This window comes from Pseudovibrio sp. WM33, from assembly GCF_001623165.1.
In the GTDB taxonomy this organism is placed as follows: Bacteria; Pseudomonadota; Alphaproteobacteria; order Rhizobiales; family Stappiaceae; genus Pseudovibrio.
In genome coordinates this window covers 17,081-31,398 of record NZ_LMCK01000010.1, presented here as the reverse complement: position 1 = coordinate 31,398, position 14,318 = coordinate 17,081, and the positions used below count along the sequence as shown (strand labels likewise).

Sequence of the window (14,318 nt, the reverse complement as noted above, 5' to 3'; positions counted from 1 at the left end):
TCTATGGCTCTTAAACCACAGTTGCCAAAGCCACAGTTGCCAGCCTCCGAGAATTCTTGGATGGGCGTTGCAGTCGCTGCTATTGTGGTGACTGCCGTTGCAAGTGCAGGTGGAATGGGAATCGGCTCTACGCTGGTTGATCAGGTACACGGCAAGTATCTGGAAGAGCAAAAGGCCAACAGCGGCGCTTTGATCAATCCGGAATACACAGAAAGCAGTCAGATTGTCTCGTTGAAGCCAATCGTGACCAATCTGTTGTCATCATCTAAGAACTGGATTCGCATCGAAGCATCAGTCGTTTTGATGCAGCGCGGAATCGAAGAACAGGATCACTCCTTGCTGGTTAAGCAAGTAGAGCAGGATCTGCTGCTTTACGCCCGTACATTGGGGCCACGCCAGCTCGAAGGCACTCGTGGTTTGCTGCGCCTGCGTGATGATCTTAACGAGCGCGCAAAGATGCGCGGTGGCAAATTTGTCAAGGAACTCGTCCTTGAATCTGTGGTGATTCAGTAATGCGTTATTTTGCGTTTCTTACGGGTTTTTTGAGTTTATTTGCGTTGTTTTGGGTCGCACCAGCCTCCGCTCAGGATATCAACCTGAGTGATTTGCTTCCGGCAGGACAGGCATCTGCGAGTGGTCGGATTATCCAGTACGTCATGATCCTGACGGTGCTCTCATTGGCGCCGGGGATCCTGATCATGGTAACAAGCTTCACGCGCTTCGTTGTTGCTTTGTCATTCTTGCGGTCCGGTATCGGTCTGCAGACGACACCAGCAAACATTATCCTCATTTCCCTCGCATTGTTCATGACCTTCTACGTCATGGCACCAACGTTCGATACCGCGTGGAAAAATGGTCTTCAGCCGCTAATCAAAGAGCAGATCACTGAAGAAGTCGCCTACGAAGAAATGACGAAGCCGTTCCGACGATTCATGTTGGATAATGTGCGCGAAAAAGACCTGGTCCTCTTCGATGATCTTGCAGTGAGCGCGTTCAACTATGAAAAAGATGCACCCATCGAGGAACTCGACCTCCGCGTCCTCATTCCAGCCTTCATGATCTCAGAGTTACGACGCGGCTTTGAAATCGGCTTCCTCATCGCTTTGCCCTTTGTGGTCATCGATATGATTGTTGCTACAATCACAATGTCCATGGGCATGATGATGCTCCCCCCAACAGTCATCTCTCTCCCCTTCAAGGTGTTATTCTTCGTGTTGATTGATGGATGGTATCTGTTAACGGGCGGCCTGATAAGATCGTTTACCTAAACTTAACCACGAAAAGCCCCGTTTCGGGGCTTTTTTCTTGCACAAGCCAGCGAGTCAGTTTCGCGTAAGTTTTGTGAGTCATCTTTGCCTTCTGTTACAGGCTTTGAACTTCAAAGTGCATGATGCAACTCTGTAACTCCGGGGATTTGATCCGGAATGTCCCAATTCTTGTTATTAAGGGGCAAATAATATGTCTTCTCTTCTTACTAATACTTCCGCAATGGTGGCTCTGTCTAACCTTCGCAGCATCAACAATGATATGGCGACGACACAGAGCCGCATTTCTACCGGTATGCGCGTGAATGACGCTTCCGATAACGCTGCGTACTGGTCCATCGCCACTACCATGCGTTCAGATAATGCCGCCTTGGGCGCTGTTAAAGATGCGATTGGTCTTGGTAAAGCAACCGTAGATATTGCGTTTACCGCTGCTGATTCCTCCCAGGAAATCATGAAGCAGATGGTTGCGAAGTTGACAAGTGCAACTTCTCAGAGTCAGGATGGTCGTGCGAAAATTCAGCAGGACTTGAATGCGCTTCAGGATCAGCTGCGTACAAACGCAAACTCAGCGACGTTTAACGGTGATAACTGGCTGGCGATGGATAAGCAGGTTGATAACCTGAATCCTGAAATTACTGGTTCATTCACCCGTGATTCAGCTGGTAATGCGACACTAGAGAAAATCGGCGTTGATCTTTCAGCGGTTGTTTTGGTTGATACTGATGCGGACGCTGCCACTAACTCAGGTATTCTGACATCTGATGGTCTGGGTGCTGCTGGTACCGCTCCTACAGCTGGTACTCCTGCTACTGCTGGTCCTGATGGCATCTTGGGTAACGCCGATGATGTGGCTGCAGTTCCTGCCACAGTAGGTGTTGAGGGTGATGGTCTTATCGGTGCTGCTGAAGCAGATTTTTGGGCTAAGGGAAACTTTGGTGCAATCAACACCGATAATTTGCTTGGTACAGGTGCTGACGCAAAGACAACCTTGACAGTTCTGAACTTCGATATCTCTAAGCTCGAAGATACCGATAACGATAATGCATTGCTTGAAGGTCTGATCGATTTTATCGATGGCAAGTCCAAAGAAATGACTGATGCGGCAACCACGCTTGGTTCTGCTAAGATGCGTATCGATATGCAGCTTGAGTTCGTAAACACACTTACAGATGCTGTTGATCGTGGTATTGGTCAGTTGGTTGATGCGGACATGAATGCTGAATCCACTCGTCTGCAGGCTCTTCAGACCCAGCAGCAGCTTGGTATTCAGGCTCTGTCTATTGCAAACACCGGTTCCCAGAACATTCTCAGCCTGTTCCGTTAAGTCGGAAAGCTCTGAGAACCTTAGAAGCTTTAAGGCCCCGGTTAATCGCCGGGGCTTTTATTTGTAATTATGCTAAAAATTTAGATAAAATTATCATAAGTCAGGTTAAGGCAAGTTCGATAAAATATACCAGTATTTGAGAAAAGATTTCTTAAGCTTTATCTCGTGTTGGGTTGTTTTTTTAGTTGAGCGGTGCTTGATGTTAAGTAGTCAGTTAAATATCTCCAGGCAATGGGATCAGGAAGTTGGTCAAGTTGACCTCTCTGCGCTCGCATCTGAGCAAAAGCTTGAGAGCCTAACGTTTGCATTGCGGGGCAATGAGCGGTTTTGGAGTTCTGTTGTTGCGCTTGCGCGAGATGTGCTTTTTGAACAGGAAGGTCAGCTTCGTCAGATTGAGTGCGGTGCAAATACGATTGTGGCAATCAATGCAACGGCAGATCGTGTGAGTAAGCGCTTAAAGGGGCAGGGCTGTGGTCTGTCTGTGCATGGCCTGCCGAGCATCCAGCGTATTACGCACGCGGATGTATATACCTGATACTCTTGGTTTTCTCTAAAAATAGCTTGTATTGGCTGCGAGAAAACGTGGATTTTCGCCCAATGTAAATCCTGATCACGTTCGCGCAAGGTTGAAAAGCGAAGGTAGCGCCATTGATACACCTGCAGAGGTCGCAATGGCAGCTCGTGAAAACGCCGAAAAAATCTATGGTAATCTGGCCGAGTTAGGTGCAAAGCGCCTGATGGTGCTCGCTTTTATTGGGTTATTTACGTTTGTTGCGATTGGCGCAGCAGCATATCTCTTGTCTCGTCCGGAGCAGGAAATTCTCTACGCTAATCTGGAGAGGGACGATGTCACTCAAATCGGTATGGCATTGCAGGCTAGCGGCGTTCCGTTTGACGTAAATGCAGACGGTACATCGATTTCAGTCGGTGTCGGCGCAACTGCTCGCGCTCGTATGCTGCTGGCGGAAAAGGGTCTGCCGCGTGGGTCGGGTGCAGGTTATGAGCTCTTTGATGAGATGGGTTCTCTGGGCCTGACATCCTTTATGCAGAGCGTGACTAAGGTGCGTGCGCTTGAAGGGGAAGTTGCTCGCTCAATCCAAAGTATGCAGGGCGTCAAAGCCGCTCGCGTGCATTTGGTTCTTCCGGAAAAAGCAACATTCAGACGTGAGAATCAAAAGCCGACAGCGTCCGTTCTTATTCGCGCCGAAGGTGTTCAGACAAATTCGGTTGCGCAATCTATTCGTTATCTTGTTGCGGCTGCCGTTCCAGGACTTACTGCTGAAGCGGTGACAGTTCTTGATACTGAGGGGCAGCTTCTAGCTGCTGGTGAAGATGCGCAGAGCGCGTCCACAGGTCGTAAGGCAATGTTGGAAGCTGATTTGGCTTCACGCAAGGAAAATGCGATCCGCCAGGCGTTGGCACCTTATCTCGGTGTAAATAACTTTGAAGTCAGCGTTTCTGCCTCTGTGAATACAGACAATCAACGTGTCTCTGAAACCTCATATGATCCTGAGACACGTGTTGAGCGATCTTTCCGCGTTGTGCGAGAAAATGCGAGCGCTCAAAATGCAAGTTTGGAGAATCCAACTACTGTTGAGCAAAACCTGCCTGAAGAAGCTGTATCATCACAATCCGGTGAGCGCTCTTCAGAGGAAAATGAACGCCGTGAAGAGCTGACGAACTACGAGATCTCCTCGCGTACCGTCGAAACTATTTTTGATGACTATCGTATTGATCGCATGAGTATAGCTGTGCTGGTTAATCGTGATCGTCTTGTTGAAGAATTAGCACGTCGTGTCGAAGGTCAAAAAGGCGATGCTGTTGTTGATGGTGCAGAAGCGGATTTGACTGAAAAGGTCGAAGAGATCGAAGAAATTATCGCGACAGCAGCCGGTGTTGATATCGCGCGCGGCGATAAGGTGTCTGTTTCTGCCGTGAACTTTATGCTGGCTGGTGAGCAGCTCGCTGCTATCCCTGAGCGGACCTGGCAGGATGTGTTGATGCGCAATATGGGGTCAGTGGTCAACGCTGGTGCAATCCTGATTGTGACGCTGATGATTATCTGGTTCGGTCTGCGCCCAGCTGTCGCCTTCCTTATTCCGAAATCTGAAGAGGTTGAAGAAGGTTTGCCAGTTGGTGCCAACTCCAACGCTGTTCGTGATGGTGAGATTGAAGGCGAAGATGGCCAGTTGCCAGATTACACAAGCGGGGACGGGATGTCTGGTGAAGGCGTTGATGCGACCGTTGTGAATCGTGATAATCTGCGTAAGCTTGAGCGTGCCGTTGAAATGGATGACATGCAGGCGGCAATCATCCTGAAGCAGTGGATGTATGATCAGGAGCGTGCTGGATGACACGCGGCATCAACGACTATCTAGCAGACTTTACGACAGATACAGGCGTTACCACCAAAGACCTTCAGGACATGCAGGAAGTGATCTCCATGCTTCCGAAGGGGTATGGCGAAGGTGGGGACTGGGTTAACCGTGTCTTCGAGGCTTATGAAAATGGGTTCTCAGAGGGGGAAGAAGCTGCCAAGTCGGGTGCAGATGAGCGCGTCAAGAAGATGCGTGAAGAATTAGACGTTGAGCTGATCGAGCGAGAAAAAGCATTCAAAGAGGGGGAGGGCGAGAAGTTAAAGGAAGCTTTTCAGCAGTCTCTCGTCGAAATTGAAGACAGACTGTCTAAGGCAGTATCCGAAATTCTGGTTCCGTTTATCGAAGAGAGCGCACGGGATCGTGCTGTAACCTCATTGGTGCAGGTCGTACGTCGACAACTCTCTGAAACGCCTGAAGTCGTGCTTGAGGTAGCTGGGCCCGAACATTTATTTGATTTGTTCGGCAAAAGAGTTGGCGAACTTTCAAACACAATAAAATTTTCTGAAAACTCCAGCACTGATCTCGTGGTGAAGGTGTCTGACATGGCACTTTCCACCGGCCTAACGGAATGGTGCGAGGAGCTTCGCAGTACGCTGGGAGAGTAGTAGCCATGGCGTTGGAACCACAAGAACTGATTATCGTTCGCAGGCGTAACAGCGACATGATCACCGTCCCTAAATCTGGTGTATGGAAGATTGCTTATGCCGATTTTGCAACGGCGATGATGGCATTCTTCCTTCTCATGTGGTTGGTCAATGCATCTGATGAGGCTTCTCAGCGCGGTATTGCAAGCTACTTCAATCCGATCAAATTAGTGGACTCTACCGCAAGCCCTAAAGGTATTCGGGACCCTGAAGAAACACCGTCTCCTCTTGAGAGTGAAGAGGGTGTAGACGACGGCAAACCCGTTGGCGCTGGTGGTATCGAAAAGAAAGGCCCTACATCGGGCGGTGGTGCGGACAGGCCAGAACCTGTTTCCGATCGCGAGACAGGTGAAAACTCTAAGCTAGCTGGTGCAAATGCGGAAGATGGCGGTGTTAAGCCAATCAATGCCGTTAGTCGTGATTATGAGCGTGATGCCCGCTACAGCGAAGCTCAGCTTTTTGACAACCCTTATGCAATCCTTGCTGCGCTCGCTGCAGAAGCAGAATCTACTGTCGAGACAGACGGCTCACCTGGCACAGGTGGTTTAGGCTCGCTCAAGATGGCGAAGACCCCGGTTCTATTTGCACTTCCGAACCGTGATCCGGATGGGCAAGGTTTGGCTGACGGAACCAGTTTCCGCGATCCGTTCGATCCTTCTGGTTGGCAAGAAGATGAGCTGCCAGGCAATGCTCCTTTGCTCGCTCAAATTCCGATCCTTCATGAAAAAGAAGAAGGTATTCCGGCGAATGAGTTGACCGCTGAGCAAATCAAAGTCTTGGAAGAAGCTTCTGAGCTGGCGCGTGGAGGTAAGAACCTCCCGGCAGTTTCGGGCGAGGCGTCTGCAGAAAATTCCGTGATTGTAATCGGTGACGCTCCAGATGGTGAAGGTGAGAGTTTTGCCGAGGGAGAAATTCTGAAACAGCTTGCTCAGAGCCAGGCAGAAGCAGATGGCGAAGATGCTGTGATGACGCGCCTTATTTTCGCTGAAGTGAAAGCAGGAACAGCAGCCACTGACGATGCTGAACAGGAAGTTCCGACATTGATCGAGGACGCTGAAGAAATTCAGAAAAACGCAGGCATGAAGGTTGATATAAAACAGCCTGATCTCGTTACAGAGCCAGTAGAGCTGGCTGATGCGAAGCTTGAAGCTGTTGTAGTAGTTCCTGCCGCAAAGCCTACAGAATCATCTCAGAAGTCCGAAACTGGTGATAATGAGGATGATGAAGGCAATAAGCAGCTGGTCTCTCTGGCGAACTCCGTTGGTGAAGCGCTTGAAGGTATGAAAACCGGAGCAAGCATCGAGTTCACTCACTCTCAAGATGGTGTTCTGATTCGCATCATGGACAATGACGACTTTGGAATGTTCGCTGTTGGGTCCTCTGAGCCTCATCCGGATGTTGTGAAGGCGATGGAGCAAATTGCGAAGGTTCTTGAAGAAGAGAACGGTGAGATCGTAATTCGCGGCCATACTGATGCACGGCCATTCAAATCCAAGCGCAACGACAACTGGCGTCTATCTACAGCTCGTGCCCACATGGCTTATTTCATGCTTACTCGTGGTGGCTTGGATGAAAACCGTATCGTAGGCATTGAAGGCTATGCAGACCGCCGTCTAAAAGACGTTGAAGAGCCATACGCTCCTCAAAACCGCCGCATTGAAATTATGCTGATGAAAGGGAAGGCTTGATGCTGGTTAGCGCTGCAAGAAAAGCTGGAACTTCTCTCCTGAGATCTGGACTGTTGACCACAGCGCTGATTTTGGCTGCAAGTCCTGTTGCGATGAACCTTCAGCCAGCATCGGCCCAGATGGTGTCTACAGCGGATCCTGATCTTATGGTTCTGGAGCTGCAGATTCTTCAAGATGAGATCATAAAGGGGAATCTGGAAGCTTACAATTTGCTGCAACCTTCTCTCATTGTGATTGGCCGTCGGTTCCTTCGGCTGGATCCTGAGATTTGGAAGCTGGAGAAAAACTCGCGTGCTGCTGTATCATTTATGCTCAGCGGCGGATCTGGATCTGTCTTCCAGGAGCTTGCTGTTCAAGGCGTAAAGTTTACTGGTGATCCGAACCTGTTTGCTGGCGCCATGGCCTACTCGCAAGGCAATCGCCAAATGGCGTTGAACTTGTTGTTAAAGGTCGATCCAATAACGCTTCCGGTAGCAGTTGCAGGGCAGGTGGCTCTGGCGCAGGCGATTTTGATCTCTAATGAAGATCCGGCAGGCGCACAGCGCTATTTTGATCTTGCGCGCTTGATGATGCCAGGGACGCTTGTGGAAGAGAGCGCATTGCGCAGGCAAGCGCCAATGGTTGCGGAGCTGGGCGATACGGAGAAGTTCGAGAGACTGTCTCGTCGATATTTGTTCCAATATAGCTCCTCAGTATTTGCCTCTGAATTTCGGGACACGGTCGCTGATGTGATCAGCGGCTCTGATTATCTGAAGCAAGAAGATGAGTGGGACCGTGTGTTCCAGCTGGTATCGGAGTTTGACGAGGAATCTCAAAGTATCCTCCTCCTTCGCCTCGCCAAAGCTGCTTTGATCAGTGGTAATACGGCTTTTGCAGTCAAGGGAGGCGCTGCATTTCTTGATCTGAACTCAGATGATGCAGAGCGTGTGAGTGAAGCCAAGCTTTACCTTTCAGCCGCCAAAGCTTCCGGTGAAGAGTGGGAACAGGCAATCTCTGGTTTGGTTGAGGTAAAGGCAGCAGACTTAAGTGCTGGCAATCAATTGATCCAGACTGCTGCAATCGCGATGGCAAATACTATTCGAGAATGGCCACAGCCAGAAACACCTGCAGCCTCCGAGTTTGTTCCTTACGTCCCACATGTTGGACTGGAAGAGAAGCTATACGACACAGAAGTGTTAGTCCCATTTAAAAGCACACTAAACGATGCAGATGAAGCACTGAAAGAGGCCGAGTTTTGATGAATGCAACTCTTCCGAATGTAGATCGTAGTGCTCCTGTTAAAGACACTGTAGATACTCGTAAAGAGTCCGCTCGTTCCGAAAAAGATGATCGTGCGAACGGGTTTGATAAAGTCATCGATAAAGTTCGGGATGATAAAAAAATCCCGGATCGCAAAGATGCGTCTAACGAGAAAAAAGAAGCAAAATCAGCGTCAACCGAGACCCAGTCTGATAAAGGCGATTCTGAAGCATCAGAAACGATCAAAGACCTTTTGAAAAAGGCTGGTGCAGGTTCATCTGATGCCGCCGGAGCAGACGATACTGTTGCGAAAAATGAGGTAGCCACCGCTCAAAAGGCTTCAGGCGCTGCCGAATTGCTTACAGATGAGTTGTTGGCCAAGCAGCTTGTCGTCAATGCAGCAATGACAGCTGAGCAAAAAGCTGGATTGCAGATGAGTTCAATGACCAGCCTCGCTAATATGACCGGTTCTACCGTCACCAGTCGAGATGGGACGATGGCTCAGGTCTTGAACGCGTTAAGCTCAAAAGAGTTGAAGGCCTTGAATGGCGAAGCCGATGCAAAATCGGGTACCGCGAAAACGAGCGGAACTGCTCAGGGGCAGGGTGCCTCAGAAGTAGGCAGCCTTAAGTCTGCTAATGCTGGTCCAAAGCTCGAAGGCAGTGGTGCAATCAATTTGCCTCAGACAGAAGGAAACGCAACCGGAGCTAAGCAGCTATCGGCTGATTTCCTGCTAAAGCAAGGCAAATCGCAACCAGATGCCTCTGCAAGCCAAACTGCCGGTAAGCCTGCAGTGGGTGGTGAAGTTAAAGTGGTGAGTCTTGAGACGCACCTTCCACCTGCTGAGTTGGGACGTCCTGCGCAACAGGTTGCCAGTGCTTTGTCCAAGCAACTCTCTCAAGCGGCATCTGCAGCAAATACCGCTCAGGAGTTGGCAGCTCAAGCTGCTGACGCAAAAGCGGCAAAGCCCGTTAAATCGCTCGAGATCCAGCTGCGCCCGGACAATCTTGGTGCTGTTCGCGCAAATATTCAAATGCGCGGTGGTGAGTTGGAAATTTCTCTTGTCACGAACACTCGGGAAGCAGCGGATATGCTGAAGGGTGATCGACAGGCATTAGCACGTGTTCTGCAAGATGCTGGTTATCGCACGGAAACACAAAACATTACCGTCAATTTCAAAGAGGAAGTATCTGACCAAATGCGCCAACCTGGGCAAAATCAGGAACGGTTCGGTCGGGGAGAGAACTCTGAGGGAGAGGGCGGCGAAAGCGGAACTCAGCAAAACTGGGAAGACCAACCATATGCGGATCATGCCGGGGTAGGGCAGAATGAAGCGGATGCTCAAGATATTCGCAGCGGCATCTATTTGTAGTTTGATAGCATTCTCTGCGCAGGCGGCTGGAAAGAAAAAAGCCATCCGCCTGTGTGAGCGTCAGATGCAGGAAGCGGCACAACAATACAACGTGCCGCTCGGCATCCTTTATGCGGTTGGTCTGACAGAGACGGGCCGCAAAAACTCTCTACACCCCTACGCTCTCAATATTGCAGGCAAAGCTTACTTCGCTGACAGCGCAACAGAAGCCCTGGCCGCAATTAAGAGATCGCGAAATCGGGGTGTAAAGCTGATTGATGTTGGTTGTATGCAGATCAACATCTACTATCATCTCAATAAGTTCTCTGATCTCCGGGCAATGCTCGATCCCTCGCAAAATGTTGCTTATGCAGCAAGATTCCTCTCTGAGTTGAAGCAGCGTGAGAAGAGCTGGACCATGGCAGTCGCCAGGTACCATGCCGGGCCAAACAACAACCCTGCACAAAAGCGTTATGTTTGCCGCGTGATCAAAAATATCGTCGCGTCCGGTTACGGACGATGGACGCCGAACTCATTAAAATTTTGTAAATAATTCAACAGGTTTCGGGTCAGGCTCAGACAAGATTAACAAGCTTTACTGCCATGAGTTAATTTTGCAATTGATGTAGCCAGGAGCACACCATGGGCCTCTACGGAATTATGAATACCAGCGTGTCAGGTATGAACGCGCAGTCGAACAAACTCTCAACTGTCGCAGACAATATCTCGAACGCGAACACCGTAGGCTACAAACGCTACAAAACCGCATTCTCGTCTTTGGTCGGTTCTGGCGGCGGCTCAGGTCACGAATCCGGCATCGTGAACACAACCGTTGTTCAGTCCGTCCGCCAACAAGGCGCCTTCAACTTCACCTCCCGTGGTACTGATCTCGCGATCAACGGTAATGGCTTCTTCCCCGTACAGGATTCGCAAGGCGGCACGTATTACACACGTGCTGGAGATTTCGTGCTTGATAAGAATGGGCAGATGGTAAATTCTGGCGGCTATAATCTGCTTTCTGCAGGTGGAGCGCCTGTTACTGTTGATCTGAATACTCCGGTTTGGCAGGCGAGTGCTAAAGGTGAGCTTGCTGCCAAATTGGATTCCAATAAACCTGCGCCTGCCTCGGTTCCGACGAGTGGTCTGCCTGACGGTGATTATAGGACTTCTGTTAGTACGTTCGATCAGAGTGGAAATGAAGTAAAAATTAATATAGTTTATACGAAAGCTAGTCAGGCACACATTGATCCGACTGATTTAACGAGCGATGTGACCGGGTCTACTTGGATCGTAGAGGCGACTGCAGCTACGGATTTAGGTGACGATATATCAATATTCCCTCCTGCTGTTCCTCCTGCTCCTGCTGGCGCTTTTCAACTGCATTTTACAGGGGATGGTAAGATTGTTGGCGGTTCTGACACTGATTTTCAATTTAAAGTGCCCAACGGCGAAGTTGTTACGCTTGATCTGAGTAAGTCAGTAACTGCAAGTGAAAAGTCCAGCATTATTAAAGTCGATGTTGATGGATATAAGCCGTCAGCAATTCAGAGTGTGCGTATTGAATCTGATGGGCGTATATTCGGCGTTTACGATAGTAGTGCGGAAAAACTTCTAGATCAGATCCAGATAGTGAACTTTTCAAACCCTGATGGTCTTCAGGCTAAAAGCGGCAATGTTTATGCTGCAACAGATGCTTCTGGTGATGCAGCAATAGGTTTTCCGGGCGATAGTGGTTTTGGTTCGCTTTATTCTGGTGCAGTTGAGGGGTCGAACGTTGACCTTGCAGCTGAACTAACTGAGATGGTTCAGGCCCAACGTACCTACAGTGCGAACACAAAGGTGTTCAACGCGAGCTCCGAGTTACTCCAAGAGTTGAACAACCTGCGCTAGGAGTTTCGGTATGTCTCTTACTTCCGCAATGCTCACGGCGCAATCGTCCATCGCAGCTCGCTCTGCTGAGATGGCAATTGCGTCCCGCAATGTCGCTAATGTCAATAATCCGAATTACACTCGCGTAGAAGCGAGCGTACAGAACATTGTTACTGATACTGGATCAGTTGTTTATGTTTCTCATGCGTCTCGCATGGTCAATCAAGCAGCATTTAAAGCAACCCTGAAGACAGGTAGTGCTGCCATTGCTGCGGGTTCCTATGCCAAAATGCTTGATCAACTTAACCCGTCTGGGCAAGTGCCTTTTGGTACAAGTACTGCTGCTGCAATGGGTAAGCTGAATGAGACACTTGTTGCTTATAGCAATGATCCGTCAAATAAGGTGCTCGGACTCTCGGTTTTAAATGCAGGTCATAGCCTGGTTGATGGATTGAAGCAGTCTTCTGAGACTCTTAAAGAAGCGCGCTTGAATTCTGATGCAGCTATGGGGCGTGCGGTAGACAATATCAATAATATCCTTTCTGATCTTGAGGGTGTTAACGATAAAATCGTTCTAGGCACTGCTGCTGGTACGGACGTCAACGCGCTGATGGATCAACGCGATGAAATGCTAAAGGTTCTCTCGGAAGAAATAGGTATCGAAGTTCTTCAGCAGAACAATAACGGGGTTGCGATCTATACCGACAGTGGCATCACTCTTTTTGAGAAAAGTGCGCGCGAAGTTACATTCGACACCTCTCTTCATTTAGGGTCAGAAGATGTCGGAAATAATATACTTGTAGATGGTATTTCTGTCGCAGGTCCTGGTGCGACTGCCCCAGTCACTGGTGGAGCAATTGCTGGTTATGCCAAAGCGAGAGATGAAACTCTTGTTACGATGCAAACGCAGCTTAATGCCGTCGCGGACGCGCTGGTTGAGACCTTTAGAGAGCCGCAGCCTGCTCCGGGTACAAGTGATGGGCCTGGTTTCTTTATCCTTGATGGACCTACCACTGCGGATGCTGTTAGTCGATTGCACGTAAACCCATTGGTCGCGGCAGATGTTAACCTGCTTCGCGACGGTGGCATCACGGCAGCCTACAAGCATAATACGGGTGATGCTGCTGGTTATTCAGATCTGCTTCGCGGCTATACAGATAAACTTAATGCTGTGCAGTCTTTTACCGGAGCCACTGGAGTAACTGCTAATTCTACCCTGCAGGATTTTACTGCAAATACGGTGAGTTGGTTTAGTGCTGAGCGCAAGGTCGCGACCGAGAATTCGACGTTGAAGGCATCTGCGTTTAGTTCAAATGCGCAAATGCTGTCAAATACGACTGGTGTCAACATTGATACTGAGATGCAGCGCCTTCTTACAATTGAAACAGCCTATTCTGCGTCTGCTCGTTTGATGACGACGGTTGATAAGATGTTCAAAGAGCTCTTGGGAGCAGTGAGATAAAATGGTCTATTCAGTTTCTACATTGTCGAGTTCTTTGCGTTTAACTGACTATCTCATCGAGCACAGAGCGCGGTTAGATAAAGCGGTAATCGAAAACGCTTCAAAGAAACATGCTGATTTTGGCTTAACCTTAGGTGCACAGACCGGGATGGCAACATCCTTCCGTTCTGAATACTCACAGATGGTAAGCCAGCTGAACACGAATAAGCAGGTCATTACCCGTTTTGAGGTAATGGATACAGCTCTGGATAATGTTGAAAAAAGTGGAACGGACTTTCGTTCGAACTTGGTAGCATTGCAGAAAGATGCTGGTACTTTAAAGACTGCCTCGGATCTGGCTTATACAGAACTAGGCAAACTGACAAATGCCTTAAATTCGAATGTAGGTGGAGTGTATGTATTTGGCGGAATTAATACAGGGACTCCGCCAGTTCGTGATTTCGATTACGTGTCACCAACGTCGTCACCTGCAGATCCCGCAGGCCCTGAACAGGCGATTGAGCAAGCGTTCGATACTGTCACAGGGTTAACTATTGGTACTGATACTGCGCTTATTGAGGCGCTACCTGATGCATCTTGGGAGGCTTTTTTAGATAGCCCCGAATTCAATAGTATTTTTGATGCTAGTTGGTCACCGACATGGACTTCTGCAACTACAGAGAAAATGCTGACGACGATCAGTCCTGGGGTCACCACGGACGGTTCAGGTACGGCAAATTCAAAAGCATTTAGTGAATTGGCTAAAGGCTACGCGATGGTAGCAGTTTTCGGAAAATTTGACATTGGAGAAGGAGCTCAGGAGCTCATTTTCGACCGAGCAATTAATCATCTGAATGTAGGTGTTGGTAAGACAATCGATGTTTCGGCTACCAATGGTGCGATTAAGGCTAATGTAACACGCACGAACACTGACATTGAAGCCAAACGAGATGTTTTGAATGTCCAGATCATTGATCTTGAAAACGTCGATGAGAACCGTGCTGCTGTCGAGTTGAGTCAAGCTCAAACTCAGTTAGAGGCAACTTATTCAATTACTGCCAAGATCAAAGATCTAAATATCATGAAATATTTGTAGGTCATTAGAAGAGACGAGTT

13 protein-coding genes are annotated in these 14,318 nt (G+C 49.0%); all 13 read left to right on the top strand.

What is annotated here, in order from left to right:
- Positions 1 to 3 precede the first annotated feature (3 nt).
- The 13 genes from PsWM33_RS02205 (at position 4) to PsWM33_RS02145 (ending at position 14,298) form a co-directional block, all read left to right on the top strand.
- Positions 4 to 513, top strand: a complete 510-nt coding sequence (locus tag PsWM33_RS02205; RefSeq protein ID WP_063296415.1) for a flagellar basal body-associated FliL family protein — start codon at positions 4 to 6, stop codon at positions 511 to 513.
- Positions 513 to 1,268 carry a flagellar type III secretion system pore protein FliP gene (fliP, locus tag PsWM33_RS02200; RefSeq protein WP_063296416.1) on the top strand — a complete coding sequence of 252 codons (756 nt, stop codon included), beginning with the start codon at positions 513 to 515 and terminating at the stop codon, positions 1,266 to 1,268. The genes PsWM33_RS02205 and fliP overlap by 1 nt, the downstream gene beginning before the upstream one ends.
- A gap of 190 nt (positions 1,269 to 1,458) precedes the next feature.
- On the top strand, positions 1,459 to 2,592 hold the full coding sequence (locus PsWM33_RS02195; protein ID WP_063299059.1) for a flagellin N-terminal helical domain-containing protein: 1,134 nt from the start codon (positions 1,459 to 1,461) through the stop codon (positions 2,590 to 2,592).
- Positions 2,593 to 2,791: 199 nt separating this feature from the next.
- Positions 2,792 to 3,127, top strand: coding sequence for a hypothetical protein (locus PsWM33_RS02190; RefSeq protein ID WP_063299058.1), 336 nt, complete (start codon positions 2,792 to 2,794; stop codon positions 3,125 to 3,127).
- A gap of 136 nt (positions 3,128 to 3,263) precedes the next feature.
- Positions 3,264 to 4,946, top strand: a complete 1,683-nt coding sequence (gene fliF, locus PsWM33_RS02185; protein WP_063299057.1) for a flagellar basal-body MS-ring/collar protein FliF — start codon at positions 3,264 to 3,266, stop codon at positions 4,944 to 4,946.
- Complete coding sequence (locus tag PsWM33_RS02180) at positions 4,943 to 5,575, top strand: hypothetical protein (RefSeq protein ID WP_063299056.1); 633 nt, start codon at positions 4,943 to 4,945, stop codon at positions 5,573 to 5,575. The genes fliF and PsWM33_RS02180 overlap by 4 nt, the downstream gene beginning before the upstream one ends.
- Positions 5,576 to 5,580: 5 nt before the next feature.
- Complete coding sequence (locus tag PsWM33_RS02175) at positions 5,581 to 7,302, top strand: MotB family protein (RefSeq protein ID WP_063299055.1); 1,722 nt, start codon at positions 5,581 to 5,583, stop codon at positions 7,300 to 7,302.
- On the top strand, positions 7,302 to 8,540 hold the full coding sequence (locus tag PsWM33_RS02170; protein WP_063299054.1) for a hypothetical protein: 1,239 nt from the start codon (positions 7,302 to 7,304) through the stop codon (positions 8,538 to 8,540). The genes PsWM33_RS02175 and PsWM33_RS02170 overlap by 1 nt, the downstream gene beginning before the upstream one ends.
- Complete coding sequence (locus tag PsWM33_RS02165; RefSeq protein ID WP_063299053.1) at positions 8,540 to 9,913, top strand: flagellar hook-length control protein FliK; 1,374 nt, start codon at positions 8,540 to 8,542, stop codon at positions 9,911 to 9,913. The genes PsWM33_RS02170 and PsWM33_RS02165 overlap by 1 nt, the downstream gene beginning before the upstream one ends.
- The gene (locus tag PsWM33_RS02160; RefSeq protein ID WP_153039733.1) at positions 9,870 to 10,445 is read left to right on the top strand and encodes a transglycosylase SLT domain-containing protein; all 576 of its coding nucleotides are present in this window, start codon (positions 9,870 to 9,872) and stop codon (positions 10,443 to 10,445) included. Before PsWM33_RS02165 ends, PsWM33_RS02160 begins: the two co-directional genes overlap by 44 nt.
- A gap of 89 nt (positions 10,446 to 10,534) precedes the next feature.
- On the top strand, positions 10,535 to 11,782 hold the full coding sequence (locus PsWM33_RS02155; RefSeq protein WP_063296425.1) for a flagellar hook protein FlgE: 1,248 nt from the start codon (positions 10,535 to 10,537) through the stop codon (positions 11,780 to 11,782).
- A 70-nt stretch (positions 11,783 to 11,852) separates the two neighbouring features.
- Positions 11,853 to 13,223 (top strand): flagellar hook-associated protein FlgK, encoded by a 1,371-nt coding sequence (flgK, locus tag PsWM33_RS02150; protein ID WP_244272520.1) that lies wholly within the window; start codon positions 11,853 to 11,855, stop codon positions 13,221 to 13,223.
- A 1-nt stretch (position 13,224) separates the two neighbouring features.
- The gene (locus tag PsWM33_RS02145; protein WP_063296427.1) at positions 13,225 to 14,298 is read left to right on the top strand and encodes a flagellar hook-associated family protein; all 1,074 of its coding nucleotides are present in this window, start codon (positions 13,225 to 13,227) and stop codon (positions 14,296 to 14,298) included.
- Positions 14,299 to 14,318 lie beyond the last annotated feature (20 nt).